This is a genomic window from Enterobacter cloacae complex sp. P27C (genome assembly GCF_014895705.1).
Classification (GTDB): Bacteria; Pseudomonadota; Gammaproteobacteria; order Enterobacterales; family Enterobacteriaceae; genus Enterobacter; species Enterobacter bugandensis.
The window spans coordinates 342,738-356,476 of record NZ_JADBQB010000002.1 but is presented as its reverse complement, the minus strand read 5'-3'; the positions used below and the strand labels follow the sequence as shown (position 1 = coordinate 356,476).

Sequence of the window (13,739 nt, the reverse complement as noted above, 5' to 3'; positions counted from 1 at the left end):
ACCTCCTGTTTTGCATGCTTTGATGAGAAAAAGCGCGTGTTTGCTATTCGTAAGTATATCGGCTAATGGGCTAAAATTCGCCCCGTCCGACGGGCGGGGCAGAGCGTTAGTGGTAGCTGTAGGTAAAGTCAGCGATCAGCGCATCGTCACCCGCATCGGCGATGGCTTTCGACAGGCCGTGATAGAAGGTCTCCAGCCCAATCTCTTCGACCTGGCGCAGCTGCTCGCGGATCGGCGCGCAGAACAGTTCCGCATTGCCCGCGCCCACGCGCTTGTTGTTCGGCGGAAGCTGACCGGTGATCCCTTTGAACCAGGTGCGAACCGCGCCCTTCAGAGAGGTGGGCGCGTCGTTGACGGCGTCGTGTCCCGTCAGAATTTGCAGCGTCGGGAACTGGTCTGCACAGACTGCCGTTTTCATACGCGCATAAAACTGGCTGAAGAGTTCGAAAGACTGCAGATCGGTGACTTTGGGTTTGGTCGTTTTGCCCTGAACGTTGCCTGTCTTTTTCGCCGCGGGCTGCGCGGGCGCCAGCTTATTGAGCTGCAGATCGAACAGCAGGTTCGCGTGTTCGCGTCGTTTGCTTACGTCCGGGAAGCGCTCAATAAACGCGCGGATAAATTCCGGCGTCATCAGGTCCGCAAAATCATGGTTGACCAGCCACTGGCCGCGGGCAAACTCACCGGGAGACTGGAACCAGGCCGGAACCTTGCCCGGCTCGAACTCTTTGACATTCCCTCTGCCGTCGATTTCAACGAAGCGAGTGCCGTTATCAAACGCAAAGCGGCAATTCTTCAGCTGAATGACCGGCTTCATCTTCAGCAGGCCCTTAACGAACCGGACAAGCTCTCCCCCGAACACATAAGCCGTAACGGATTCTGAAGCAATGGCAGCAAGAAGCTGATCGATGGTTTTCACGCCGGGTTCAAGTTCAGAAAACTCATAAAAAGTGTGAATATTAGACATTCTTGTACTTCCTTATTGTGTTGCGGGCAGAGCTTAACACCACTTTAACGAATGTTCTAAACCAGGGATACGGAAGTGTCGCTAAGGTCACGGCGTAAACTGTAAAGCGAAAGTGTAAAGCATGTCTAATGAATGCACGGTAAACACAATCGGAAGTCTTGGTGGCGAAAGGGGGCGCTAAAACGCGTTGTGACGAACGTGCGGCACGGATTATGCTAATTACGCTCAGGAGTTACTGGAAAAAATATGAACAACGAAAATGCAGTTTTGCAGATAAAGGACGTCGGCTTTCGTGTCGCAAATAACACGATCCTTCAGCATGTCGGGTTTAACCTTTCTCCCGGTGAGTTCAAGCTGATAACGGGACCGTCAGGCTGCGGTAAAAGCACCTTACTGAAGATTGTGGCCTCACTGCTGAGCCCAACGGAGGGAACCATTCTGTTTGAAGGGCAGGATATTGCGTCACTTTCCCCGGAAAGCTATCGCCAGCAGGTCTCTTATTGCGTCCAAACGCCCGTGCTTTTTGGCGACACGGTTTTTGATAACCTGATTTTTCCGTGGCAAATCCGCAATAAAACGCCGGAGCCGGAAAAATTCATCGACGATCTGGCCCGTTTTGGCCTGGCGAAGGAGACGCTGACCAAATCCATCAGTGAGCTCTCGGGCGGCGAAAAGCAGCGCGTCTCGCTGATCCGTAATCTGCAGTTCTTACCGAAGGTATTGCTGCTGGATGAGATCACCAGCGCGCTCGATGATGCCAACAAACGCAACGTCAACGAGATTATTCATCGTTACGCCCGCGAGCAGAATATTGCCGTGCTGTGGGTGACGCACGACTCAAACGAAATTACCCATGCGGATGACGTGATTACGCTCCAGCCGCACGGCGGGAAAATGCAGGAGGCCAACCGTGGGTGAGCATAACATTACCAATGAATCTCTGGCGTTTTCGATGGTGCTGGTGCTGATTGCTATCGTCGTCAGCTACCGGGAAAAGCTGGGCCTGGAAAAAGATATTGTCTGGAGTATCTGCCGCGCGGTGGTTCAGCTCATCATCGTCGGCTATGTGCTGAAGTATATTTTCAACGTCAACCACGCGGTGCTGACGCTGCTGATGGTGCTCTTCATCTGCTTTAACGCGGCGTGGAACGCGCAGAAACGCAGTAAATATATTGATAAGGCGTTTATCTCGTCATTTATCGCGATTACCACCGGGACGGCGCTCACCCTGGCGGTGCTGGTGCTCTCTGGCTCGATTGAGTTTACGCCGATGCAGGTGATCCCTATCTCCGGGATGATTGCGGGAAACGCCATGGTGGCCGTTGGCCTGTGCTACAACAACCTCGGCCAGCGTTTCAGCAGTGAACAGCAGCAGCTGCAGGAGAAGTTAAGCCTGGGGGCGACGCCAAAAGTGGCTTCAGCGCGGCTGATTCGTGAGAGCATTCGCTCATCGCTGATCCCGACCGTGGATTCTGCCAAAACGGTGGGGCTGGTGAGCCTGCCGGGCATGATGTCGGGGCTGATCTTTGCCGGTATCGATCCGGTAAAAGCGATTAAGTATCAGATCATGGTGACGTTTATGCTGCTTTCCACGGCGAGCCTGTCCACCATCATTGCCTGCTACCTGACCTATCGGAAGTTCTACAACCCACGCCACCAGCTGGTGGTGACGCAGTTGAAAAAGACGGGGTAATATCGGTTTTTGTAGGCCCGGTAAGCGTTAGCGCCACCGGGCATTTTTTGTTAGTAGAGCAGCGCGTACAACTGACGACGATACTTCGACGCCAGCGCGTCTCCGGTGCCCAGCGCGGCCAGGATCTCCTGGAACATCTTGCGCGCCTGACCGTCTGCGGCAGCCAGATCTTTCTGCAGGTGGCTGAACAGCAGCTCCAGCGCCTCTTCGTTACGTCCCACCTGATGCAGCTGGAGCGCCAGCTGGCTTGCCAGCGCGGCATCCGCCGGGTTGTCGGCCACCTGCTGCTGCAGCTGCTGAATTTCCGGAGTGTCCGCCGCCTGCTTCAGCAGCTCAATCTGCGCCACCAGCCCCTGATAGCGGGTGTCCTGATCCTGCATTGGAACCGTCTTGAGCACGGCTTCCGCGTCTTCTGAACGGTGCAGGGCGATCTGCGTTTCCGCCAGCAGCAGGCCGATCTGGCTGTTCTGGTTCGACAGCTGCCACGCCTCTTTCAGCAGCGGCAGCGCCTCGTCGTATTTGCCTTCCTGCATCAGCGCCATCGCTTCCTGCGCTTTCAGCTCTTCTTCGCGCGGCAGCACTTTATCCAGCAGGGCGCGAATCGCCTCTTCCGGCTGGGGGCCCTGGAAGCCATCGACAGGCTGGCCGTTCTGGAACAGATAAACGGTTGGAATGGCGCGCAGACCAAACTGCGACGCCACCATCGGTTCGGCGTCACAATCCAGTTTCGCCAGAATGAACTGACCGTTGTACTGCGCGGCAAGGCTTTCCAGCACCGGCGTCAGCTGCAGACAGTGCTGGCTGCGCTCAGACCAGAAGTAGAACAGCACCGGTTTAGCCATCGACTGTTCGAGGACCTGTTGCAGGTTTGCTTCTGTAATATTGACGATATTCTGTACGGACATGCGGCTTTCTCTTTTGTCGGTTTACTCTTTACATGGGGATGAGCGTCGTCGCTTCAACTCAGCCGTGCAAAATTTTGTCCATTATCCTGCCCGGCAGCAGGCGCTTTAACCAGCCGACGGCATGGGTGACCAGCGTCACCGGATAGCGCATTTTGGGATGCTCGCTCTCAAAAGCATGGCGCACTTTGGCAACCACCGCCTCTGGCCCGAGGGTAAAACGTGCGGCGATGCCGGGGTTTTCGACCGGTTTATCCGCCTGGGTCTGGTTAACGTTTTCGGTAAAGCGGGTGCGGATCGGGCCGGGTTCAATCAGGCTGACCTTGATGCCGCTGTGGCGCAGCTCCATGCGCAGGGCGTCGGACCAGGCTTCCAGCGCATATTTGCTGGCCGCGTAGGCGCCGCGGCCCGGGGTGGAAATCAGCCCCATCACTGACGATGTCATCACGATGCGCCCTTCGCCGTGCGGCAGCATGGCCGGGAGCAGACGCATGGTGAGCTGATGGACGCCAAAGAAATTGGTTGAAAACTGCTTCTCCAGCGTTTCGCGCGAGAGCGTATCCAGCGGGCCATACACGCCGTAACCGGCATTATTAAAGAGACCGTACAGACGGCCTTCGGTCAGGGCTATCACCTCGTCGGCGGCGCCTTCAACGCTCTCCGGCGAGTCCATATCCAGCTGTATGCCGGTAAAGCCCAGCCCGTTCATGCGCTCGACATCGTCAGGCTTGCGGCACGCTGCCAGCACCCTGAATCCCTGGCGCTTTAGTTCAAGCGCGCTCTCAAGGCCGATTCCGCTGGAACATCCTGTAATTAAGACCGATTTTTGCATAACTTTACCTGTCAGGAACTCCGCTGAATTACGAGTCATGTTTAACTAAAGGAGCCAGCCGCGTTGCCATCCAGTCGGCAATAAACGGCTGCGCATCGCGATTGGGGTGGATACCGTCGTCCTGCATCCACTGGGGTTTGAGATAGACCTCTTCCATGAAAAATGGCAGGAGCGGAATATCAAACTCTTTGGCAAGCTTAGGGTAGATCGCGCTAAAGGCCTCATTATACCGACGACCGTAGTTGGCGGGCAGGCGAATTTGCATTAGCAGCGGCTGGGCGTTTGCCGCCTTGATGTCCCGTAAAATGGTGCGCAGCGTTTGCTCGGTTTGCTGAGGCTGGAAGCCACGCAGGCCGTCATTACCGCCAAGCTCAACCAGCACCCAGCGCGGCTGATGCTGCTTGAGCAGCGCAGGCAGGCGCGACAGACCCTGCTGCGAGGTATCGCCGCTGATGCTGCCGTTGATAACGGTCGTCTTGCTTTGCCATTTGTCATTGAGCAGAGCCGGCCAGGCCGCGCTGGCCGCCATGCGGTAGCCCGCGCTCAGGCTGTCGCCAAGAATCAGTAACGTGTCCGCTGCCGCCGCGCGGAAGGTCATCAGCATCAAAAACAGGAAGGGCAAATGCCAGCGGAAAACAGTGTTGAAGTTCATCGTCTTAAGAAGTCCGTCGGTCAGGGGGAGCAGGAGCTTTCAATCCTTACCGGAGTTGAACTCGTTGTCAAACGCGCCGAAACCATCGCGCTGATTGGCGAATCCGGTTCCGGCAAGTCTACGCTGCTGGCGATTCTGGCCGGTCTGGACGACGGCAGCAGCGGCGAAGTCCACCTGGTCGGGCAACCGCTGCACCAGCTTGATGAAGAGGCGCGAGCCGCGCTGCGCGCGCGGCATATCGGTTTTGTCTTTCAGTCTTTTATGCTGATCCCGACCCTGAACGCGCTGGAAAACGTCGAGCTCCCGGCGCTGCTGCGCGGCGAAAAGAGCCGCGAAAGCCGCACGCATGCGAAGGCGCTGCTGGAACAGCTCGGCCTGGGCAAGCGCCTCGACCACCTTCCGGCACAGCTTTCCGGCGGCGAGCAGCAGCGCGTGGCGCTGGCGCGGGCGTTTAACGGCCGCCCGGAAGTGCTGTTTGCCGATGAACCCACCGGCAACCTTGACCGTAAAACCGGGGATAAAATTGCTGATCTGCTGTTTTCGCTTAACCGCGAACATGGCACCACGCTGATCCTCGTGACCCACGATCCGCAGCTGGCCGCCCGCTGCGACCGCCGCCTGCGGCTGGTGAACGGTATTCTTCAGGAGGAAGCATGATCGCCCGCTGGTTCTGGCGCGAATGGCGCTCGCCCTCACTGCTGATTGTCTGGCTGGCGTTAAGCCTGGCGGTGGCCTGCGTGCTGGCGCTCGGCAGCGTCAGCGACCGTATGGAAAAAGGGCTCAGCCAGCAGAGCCGCGAATTTATGGCCGGGGACCGGGCGCTGCAAAGCTCGCGTCCTGTGCCGCCTGGCTGGATTGAGGAAGCGCGCAAGGAAGGGCTAAAGGTGGGGGAGCAGCTCACCTTCCAGACCATGACCTTCGCGGGGGACACCCCGCAGCTCGCCAGCGTGAAGGCCGTGGATGACATCTACCCGATGTACGGGGAATTACAAACCAGCCCGCCGGGGCTAAAGCCGACGCCCGGCACGGTGCTGCTGGCATCGCGCCTGATGGCACTTCTCAACCTGAAACCCGGCGACAGTATTGACGTTGGCGATGCCACGCTGAAAATCGCCGGGGAAGTGGTGCAGGAGCCCGACTCCGGCTTTAACCCGTTCCAGCTCGCGCCGCGCCTGCTGATGAACACCGCCGATGTCTCGAAAACCAACGCCGTCCAGCCGGGAAGTCGCGTCACCTGGCGCTACAAGTTTGGCGGCACGCCCACGCAGCTGGAGGCGTATGAAAAATGGCTTCTGCCGCAGCTCAAGCCGGAACACCGCTGGTACGGGCTGGAGCAGGACGAAGGGGCGCTCGGCAAATCCCTCGAACGTTCCCAACAGTTCCTGCTGCTGTCGGCGCTGTTAACCCTGCTGCTGGCGGTGGCGGCGGTTGCCGTGGCGATGGGGCACTACTGCCGCAGCCGCTACGACCTGGTGGCGATCCTTAAAACCCTCGGCGCGGGGCGGGCGCAGCTGCGCAAGCTGATCGTCGGTCAGTGGCTGATGCTGCTGGCCCTCTCTGCGCTCACCGGCGGAATAATAGGCCTGCTGTTTGAAAAACTGCTGATGGTGATGCTGAAACCGGTGCTGCCGGCCGCGTTGCCCCCGGCAAGCCTCTGGCCGTGGCTGTGGGCGATGGGCGCGATGACGGTGATCTCGGTGCTGGTGGGGCTGCGCCCGTACCGCCTGCTGCTCGCGACGCAGCCGCTGCGGGTGCTGCGCAATGATGTGGTAGCGAACGTCTGGCCGCTGAAGTTCTATCTTCCGGCGATTATTGCTGTTGCGGTCGGGCTGCTGGCCTGGCTGATGGGCGGCAGCACCCTGCTGTGGGCCGTGCTGGCCGGCGCGGTGGTACTGGCGCTGCTGTGCGGCGTGCTGGGCTGGATACTGCTCAACGTCCTGAAAAGGCTGACGGTAAAATCCCTGCCGGTGCGGCTGGCGGTCAACCGCCTGCTGCATCAGCCCTGGTCAACGCTCAGCCAGCTGTCGGCCTTTTCGCTGTCGTTTATGCTGCTGGCGCAGCTTCTCGTGCTTCGCGGAGATCTGCTGGATCGCTGGCAGCAGCAGCTTCCGCCGGAAAGCCCGAACTATTTCCTGATCAACATCGCACCGGAACAGGTGACGCCGCTGAAGGGCTTCCTGTCGGAGCATCACATTATCCCCGAGTCGTTCTATCCCATCGTCCGTGCGCGTCTGACGCAGATCAACGGCCAGTCAACCGAGGGGAACAAGGACGAGTCGCTTAACCGCGAACTCAACCTGACCTGGCAGGAGAAACGTCCCGACCATAACCCGATTACCGCCGGTACCTGGCCGCCGAAAGCGGGAGAGGTGTCGATGGAAGAGGGGCTGGCGACGCGCCTGAACGTGAAGCTCGGGGACAGCGTGACCTTCACCGGTGATACCCAGGATTTTACCGCCAAAGTCACCAGCCTCCGTAAAGTGGACTGGGAAAGCCTGCGGCCAAACTTCTTCTTCATCTTCCCGCCGGGCGCGCTGGACGGGCAGCCGCAGAGCTGGCTGACCAGCTTCCGCTGGGAAAACGGCAACGGCATGCTGACGCAGCTTAACCGGGAGTTCCCGACGGTGAGCCTGCTGGATATTGGCGCAATCCTCAAACAGATCGGGCAGGTGCTGGAGCAGGTGAGCCGCGCGCTGGAGGTGATGGTGGTGCTGGTAACAATCTGCGGCATATTGCTGCTGCTGGCGCAGGTGCAGGTGGGCATGCGCCAGCGTCATCAGGAACTGATAGTCTACCGCACGCTCGGCGCGGGTAAGCGGCTGCTGCGGGCGACGCTCTGGAGCGAGTTTGCGCTGCTTGGGCTGGTGGCGGGTCTGGTCGCGGCGATTGGCGCGGAGACGGCGCTGGCGGTGCTGCAGACAAAGGTCTTCGACTTCCCGTGGGAGCCTGACTGGCGTCTCTGGCTAGTACTCCCTCTCTGCGGCGCGGTGCTGCTCTCCCTCTGCGGGGGCTGGCTCGGGGCGCGATTGTTAAAGGGCAAGGCTCTGTTCCGGCAGTTTGTGAATTGATTTGGCATGGTAATAATTACGCACCGGTTTTTATGCCGGTGCGTAATGCTTAAATAGCACAAAGTGATAATGCCAACGCATTTAGTAGCACAAAACATTAAAAACCCGCCCACACAGCCCGAAAATTTCCGGTTAATATTCACCAGCTAAATATTTAGCAGCGTGTCTATTAAGGAAAAATAATGACTATAAAAAAATCAGCGCTGGCGGCAACGATCGGCGCGGCAGTGGCATTGACTACTTTTGCATCTCAGGCAGAAATCACCGTGCTTAAGCAGGATCCTCAGGCGGGTAACCCGCTGAGCCGCCTGAACTTCACCGTTGGCGGCAGCATTCGTCCGCAATTCCAGAACATGACCGGCGATGACGGCAAAAACGGCTACAAGCGTAACGGCTTTGACGGCGGTACCCGCTTCCGTTTCGCGGCAGACTACTACCTGTTCGATGACATCAGCTGGATCAGCTACTACGAGCTGGGGGTGAACATTCCGGCGCAGTTTAACTGGGATAACCACTACGCCGACGGCGCGCACGACACCTCACGCCGTATGCTCTACACCGGCCTGAAGAGCGATACCTGGGGTACGCTGACCTTCGGCCAGCAGAACAGCGTGTACTATGATGTGGTGGGCGCGAAAACCGATATCTGGGACTACGACATGATCGGCCAGGCGCCGGGTAACGGGATCAACGGCGACTACGACGGCTCTTACCGTTCACGCCAGATGCTGAAATATAAGAAAACCGTGGGTGATGCGGACATCTATGCATCCTACCTGTTTGAAGACAGCGAATACCTGCCGGGCAACGGCCTGCGCTACAAGCGTAAAGGCGGCGGCTCACTGGGTATCGATTACCACCTGACCACCGATCTGACCTGGGGCGCTGCGTGGAACTACACACGCGCCGACATGCGTAACCCGGACAACGGCGACAGCAAATCCTACGACCAGAATATTGTTGGTACCGCGCTGAGCTGGACGCCGGACAACTGGACCTTCTCCGCTGGCGGCGGCTGGTACCAGAACTTCCTGACCACCAAAAAAGTGTCTGTTAACGACTACTTTGCGGGCGACGCGTGGGGTATTGAATACTTCGCAGGGTACAAATTCCCAATCGGTCAGTACGCGGTGAAATCCATCCAGCCTTACTTCATGGGTGACCGCATCGAGTACGTGAACGGCCGTAACTACCAGCGCATCGACAACGGCGTGGGTATCAGCTTCCAGCTGGATTACGGTTTCCGCGTGGATTACGAACACGTGTTCACCTCCAGCACCGACAACCTGGGCGACATGAACCTGGTGCGTCTGCGTTACGACTTCTAAGGTGTCATGTAGGGTGCGGCCTGATGCCCTCACCCTGACCCTCTCCCACGGGGAGAGGGAAAAAACATTATAAACGGCAACCCAGGTTGCCGTTTTGCTTTTACCTCGCCACCCGGCTTTTTTTAGCGATTAAGCCACTCGGCAATTTCTGCGAACGTCCCGCGATAGACAATCTTCTCCGCTTTCTTCTCCAGCTGATAGCCGTACATCGGGTCGTAATAGTCCTTCAGCAGCGGTACAAGCCAGCTGAAATGCGCGTCGGTGCTGCCCGTTCGCTGTTGTTCGGCAAGTGCCGCGTCCAGCAGCGCCGTAAATTCCGCAAAACGCTGTAGCCCAAGCCGACGGCGAATGGCAAACAGGCCGTGGTGCAGGTACTCGCTGTACTCCTTCCAGCCCGCCTCCTCACCGTACGCGGCAGAAAAATCCGCCCACATGTGGTCAAAATACTCTTCGCGCAGGCGCTCAAGTCGGGTTTCAAACGGGTCTTCGACGACAACGATAGGGGCGTCAACCATGCGGTCGCGCAGGCACTCCGGCAGGTGGTTGGAGCCAATCATCCGGCCCTCGTCCTCCAGCACCCAGCGCGCGGCGTCTTTTTTCAATAGCTCAACCGCAAGGTGATTCTCGAAGCTCGCCTGGGAAAGCTGCGGCGTAAGCGTGCGGCCAAACGACGAGCCGCGATGGTGCGCCAGCCCTTCCAGATCGATGCCCTGCGCGTGCTGCTTCACCAGCAGCGTTTTACCGTTGCCGGTACAGCCGCCGATAAGCACCATCGGCTTTTGCGACTGCTCAATGGTGACCTGAATCGCCGTCTGGCGCAGGGCCTTATAGCCGCCGCGGATCAGCGGGTAGTCGATGCCAGCCTCTTTCAGCCAGGCCTGAGAGATATGTGAACGCTGACCGCCGCGCGCACAGCAGAGATAGCCTTCGGGGTGCGCAAGGCTGGCTTCGCGCCAGGCGTTAATGCGCGCCTCCCGCGTCTCGCCGCTCACCAGGCTATGGCCGAGCGCCAGCGCGGCGTCGGGTCCCTGGCGCTTATAGCAGGTACCGACGGCGGCACGCTCGTCGTCGTTCATTAAGGGCAGGTTGAGTGCGGCGGGCATCGCACCCTGGGCAAATTCGATCGGCGCGCGAACGTCGATTAAAGGGGTATCAGACGCGAGGATCGCGCGATAGTCCGTTCCATCGTTCATGGTGATTCCAGAAGAAAACTCAGCAGCAATGGGCGGGGATTGTACGCCGGGGAAGGGGAAGGTCAACTCCCCGGCGCAGATGTCTTACTTGAGCTTTGACTGTGCCCAGACAATTCCGCTCGCGTATTCTGGCGGCAGGAGAGGAACGATCGCCTCCAGGGTGGCGCTAAGGCGGTCGGTATCGCTGTCGTTCAGGTTGAGATGACCCACTTTACGACCCGCGCGAACCTCTTTGTCATACCAGTGCAGATGCACCAGCGGCAGCTTCAGCCAGTCGTAGTTCAGATCGGTCCCGATCAGGTTGATCATCACCGACGGGCTGTTAACGACGGGCTGTGGCAGCGGCAGGTCGGTGATGGCACGCAGGTGCAGTTCGAACTGGCTGATAGAGGCGCCGTTTTGCGTCCAGTGGCCGCTGTTGTGCACGCGCGGCGCCAGCTCGTTGATCAGCAGGCCCGACGGCGTGACGAAGCACTCCATCGCCATCACGCCCACGTAGCCCAGCTCGTGCATGATGGCAGAAAGCATCTCTTCCGCCTGCGCCTGCTGGTCGGCATTGGCCTGCGGGAAGGCGACGCTGGTGCGCAGAATGCCGTCCTGATGCAGGTTATGCGTCAGCGGGTAAAACACCGTGCGGCCATCGTGCCCGCGTGCGCCAACCAGCGACACTTCGCCGCTGAAGTTGATGCCCTGCTCAACGATGCACTCGCCGTAGCAGTCGTCCGGCAGCTCGGCGGTGTCGCCTGCGCGCAGGCGCCACTGGCCGCGACCGTCGTAGCCACCCACGCGGCGCTTCACAATCGCCAGCTCGCCCAGCATGGCGAAGACGTCATTCCACTCGCTTTTATCAGACAACAGCTGCCACGGGGCGGTTGCGAGGCCCAGCTTGTCGAACAGCTGCTTCTGCGTCAGACGGTCGGCAATGATCGGGAACACGTCGCGGTTCACAAAGGCGTTATGGCGCGCCAGCTCGCGGGTCAGGGCGGTTTCCGGCCAGCGTTCAATTTCGGCGGTGATTACGCTCTGATGGAACGGCACCGCTTCCGGCTCGGCGTCCAGCCCGACGGGCCAGACGGCAATCCCCAACGGTTCGCCGGCCTGATGCAGCATGCGGCCCAGCTGGCCGTTGCCGAGGACGCAAACCTGCTTCATGCCGCACCCCGCGGGTCCGGGTTATCCAGCACCTCGTCGGTCTGGGCTTTACGCCACTCCGCCAGGCGCTGGTGTAAATCTTTGTCGTGCGTTGCAAGAATTTGCGCGGCCAGCAGGGCGGCGTTCGCCGCGCCCGCTTTGCCAATTGCCAGCGTACCGACAGGAATACCGCGCGGCATCTGGACGATGGAGTAGAGGCTATCGACACCGCTTAACGCGGCGCTTTGAACAGGGACGCCCAGAACCGGCACCAGCGTTTTGGCGGCAATCATGCCCGGCAGATGTGCTGCGCCGCCCGCACCGGCAATAATCACCTCATACCCGTTCTCTTCGGCGCTTTCGGCGAAGCTGAACAGTTTGTCCGGCGTACGGTGTGCGGAAACCACTTCAACGTGGTGCGGAACATTCAGGATTTCAAAGATTTCGGCGGCGAACTGCATGGTAGCCCAGTCGCTTTTGGACCCCATCACGATGGCGACACGCGCCGGATTATTGCGGGAAGACATGCGTCTTAAAACTCCTGTGGTGCGAAACACACTGCTTTCGAGGGCACAGAGAATAGCATGTTATACGGGCAAGGAAAACGGTTGCGTGGCTGAGAAACAAGCGAAACGACGAGAAAACGTTAAAACGGAAAAGCGATCAGTTCGACACCGTCGGGAGTGACTTTGACCATCGAACCCTCAGTATGCCATGCGCCCAATACCACGCGATGGGCCGGTTCACCGTTGGCGCTCAGAGAATGCACGTCAGGGCGATGGGTATGACCGTGGATCAGCCACTGAACGCCATGCTTTTCCATCACGCTCACCACAGCTTGCGGGTTGACGTCCATGATGGTCAGGGATTTGCTGCTGTTGGCGGCTTTGCTGCCCGCACGCATTCTGGCGGCGATGCGGTTGCGGATAAACAGCGGCAGGGCAAGGAACACCTTCTGGATCCACGGGGTGTGGACCTTGGCGCGAAACGCCAGGTAGCCGGTATCGTCGGTGCAGAGCGTGTCGCCGTGCATGATCAGCACCTTGCGGCCATAGAGATCGAGCACCTGCTCTTCCGGCAGCAGCGTCATACCGCTTTCGCGGGCATAGCGCTTACCGAGCAGGAAATCACGGTTGCCGTGAATGAAGTAGCAGGGGACGCCGGAATCTACCAGCGTTTTAATGGCGGCAGCCATTTCACGATACAGCGGGTTAGGATCGTCGTCGCCAATCCAGGCTTCAAACAGATCGCCCAGGATGTACAGCGCGTCGGCGCTTTTCGCTTCACCGCGTAAAAAACGCAGAAAACCGGCGGTTATCGCCGGTTCTTCTGTTTGCAGATGCAGATCCGCAATAAAGAGTGTCGCCACGAATTACTCGCTGACGGTCACGCTTGTAATTACAACGTCTTCTTTAGGAACGTCCTGGTGCATGCCGCTGCGGCCGGTAGAAACGGCTTTGATCTTGTCGACCACGTCCATACCTTCAACCACTTCTGCGAACACGCAGTAGCCCCAGCCCTGCAGGCTTTCGCCGGAGAAGTTCAGGAAGTCGTTGTCCGCTACGTTGATGAAGAACTGCGCGGTGGCAGAGTGAGGCGCCTGAGTACGGGCCATTGCCAGCGTACCGCGGGTATTTTTCAGGCCGTTGTTCGCTTCGTTTTTGATCGCCTCTTTGGTCTCTTTCTGGCGCATGCCAGGCTCGAAACCGCCGCCCTGGATCATAAAGCCGTTGATCACACGGTGGAAAATAGTGTTGTTGTAGAAACCTTCGCGGCAGTAGTCCAGGAAGTTTTTAACTGTTTCAGGCGCTTTGTCATCAAAGGTCTTGATTACGATATCGCCATGATTAGTGTGGAAAGTAACCATTTTTGCATCCTGTTCCGTTATTGTGGTACGTCGACCCGCCTTCGGGTCATATATAGGGGCTTGTTATAGCATAACCACAGGACGCGATCACCTTGCATTGTGTGCTGAT

14 protein-coding genes are annotated in these 13,739 nt (G+C 58.6%); 5 read left to right on the top strand and 9 right to left on the bottom strand.

Features of this window, described 5'->3' with window-relative positions; genetic code table 11:
• Nucleotides 1-106: 106 nt before the first annotated feature.
• Nucleotides 107-964 (bottom strand): hypothetical protein, encoded by an 858-nt coding sequence (locus IM291_RS05145; RefSeq protein ID WP_041911048.1) that lies wholly within the window; start codon nucleotides 962-964, stop codon nucleotides 107-109.
• Between the two features lie 246 nt (nucleotides 965-1,210).
• Here IM291_RS05145 and fetA point away from each other — a divergent pair, with 246 nt between their 5' ends.
• Both fetA and fetB read left to right on the top strand, forming a co-directional pair.
• Nucleotides 1,211-1,882: an iron ABC transporter ATP-binding protein FetA gene (gene fetA, locus IM291_RS05140; RefSeq protein WP_028012209.1), complete on the top strand. Its 672-nt coding sequence runs from the start codon at nucleotides 1,211-1,213 to the stop codon at nucleotides 1,880-1,882.
• Entirely contained in the window at nucleotides 1,875-2,657 is a 783-nt protein-coding gene (fetB, locus tag IM291_RS05135) for an iron export ABC transporter permease subunit FetB (RefSeq protein WP_045260704.1), read from the top strand. Before fetA ends, fetB begins: the two co-directional genes overlap by 8 nt.
• A 50-nt stretch (nucleotides 2,658-2,707) precedes the next feature.
• On the opposite strand, the gene IM291_RS05130 is transcribed toward fetB, so the two are convergent.
• From IM291_RS05130 to tesA, 3 genes are read right to left on the bottom strand one after another with little or no spacing between them, the layout of a single operon-like run.
• Entirely contained in the window at nucleotides 2,708-3,562 is an 855-nt protein-coding gene (locus IM291_RS05130; protein ID WP_028012211.1) for a co-chaperone YbbN, read from the bottom strand.
• Nucleotides 3,563-3,620: 58 nt separating this feature from the next.
• A complete protein-coding gene (locus IM291_RS05125) occupies nucleotides 3,621-4,430 on the bottom strand; it encodes an SDR family oxidoreductase (protein WP_120247342.1) in 810 nt (269 codons plus the stop codon).
• Nucleotides 4,420-5,043 carry a multifunctional acyl-CoA thioesterase I/protease I/lysophospholipase L1 gene (gene tesA, locus IM291_RS05120; protein WP_028012213.1) on the bottom strand — a complete coding sequence of 208 codons (624 nt, stop codon included), beginning with the start codon at nucleotides 5,041-5,043 and terminating at the stop codon, nucleotides 4,420-4,422. The genes IM291_RS05125 and tesA overlap by 11 nt, the downstream gene beginning before the upstream one ends.
• Here tesA and ybbA point away from each other — a divergent pair.
• The 3 genes from ybbA (at nucleotide 5,014) to IM291_RS05105 (ending at nucleotide 9,439) form a co-directional block, all read left to right on the top strand.
• A complete protein-coding gene (gene ybbA, locus IM291_RS05115) occupies nucleotides 5,014-5,700 on the top strand; it encodes a putative ABC transporter ATP-binding protein YbbA (RefSeq protein ID WP_041912055.1) in 687 nt (228 codons plus the stop codon). The two genes, tesA and ybbA, sit on opposite strands and share 30 nt — an antisense overlap.
• Nucleotides 5,697-8,111 carry a putative ABC transporter permease subunit YbbP gene (gene ybbP, locus IM291_RS05110; protein ID WP_192986280.1) on the top strand — a complete coding sequence of 805 codons (2,415 nt, stop codon included), beginning with the start codon at nucleotides 5,697-5,699 and terminating at the stop codon, nucleotides 8,109-8,111. The genes ybbA and ybbP overlap by 4 nt, the downstream gene beginning before the upstream one ends.
• 182 nt (nucleotides 8,112-8,293) lie before the next feature.
• A complete protein-coding gene (locus IM291_RS05105) occupies nucleotides 8,294-9,439 on the top strand; it encodes a porin (RefSeq protein ID WP_047367634.1) in 1,146 nt (381 codons plus the stop codon).
• Nucleotides 9,440-9,561: 122 nt separating this feature from the next.
• On the opposite strand, the gene mnmH is transcribed toward IM291_RS05105, so the two are convergent.
• The 5 genes from mnmH to ppiB form a co-directional block, all read right to left on the bottom strand.
• Entirely contained in the window at nucleotides 9,562-10,632 is a 1,071-nt protein-coding gene (gene mnmH, locus IM291_RS05100) for a tRNA 2-selenouridine(34) synthase MnmH (RefSeq protein ID WP_045260707.1), read from the bottom strand.
• Between the two features lie 84 nt (nucleotides 10,633-10,716).
• Nucleotides 10,717-11,784: a 5-(carboxyamino)imidazole ribonucleotide synthase gene (gene purK, locus IM291_RS05095; RefSeq protein ID WP_192986278.1), complete on the bottom strand. Its 1,068-nt coding sequence runs from the start codon at nucleotides 11,782-11,784 to the stop codon at nucleotides 10,717-10,719.
• Entirely contained in the window at nucleotides 11,781-12,290 is a 510-nt protein-coding gene (gene purE / locus IM291_RS05090) for a 5-(carboxyamino)imidazole ribonucleotide mutase (RefSeq protein WP_006809824.1), read from the bottom strand. Before purE ends, purK begins: the two co-directional genes overlap by 4 nt.
• 119 nt (nucleotides 12,291-12,409) lie before the next feature.
• On the bottom strand, nucleotides 12,410-13,132 hold the full coding sequence (gene lpxH, locus IM291_RS05085) for a UDP-2,3-diacylglucosamine diphosphatase (RefSeq protein WP_192986276.1): 723 nt from the start codon (nucleotides 13,130-13,132) through the stop codon (nucleotides 12,410-12,412).
• A gap of 3 nt (nucleotides 13,133-13,135) precedes the next feature.
• On the bottom strand, nucleotides 13,136-13,630 hold the full coding sequence (gene ppiB, locus IM291_RS05080; RefSeq protein WP_000256009.1) for a peptidylprolyl isomerase B: 495 nt from the start codon (nucleotides 13,628-13,630) through the stop codon (nucleotides 13,136-13,138).
• Between the last annotated feature and the right edge of the window lie 109 nt (nucleotides 13,631-13,739).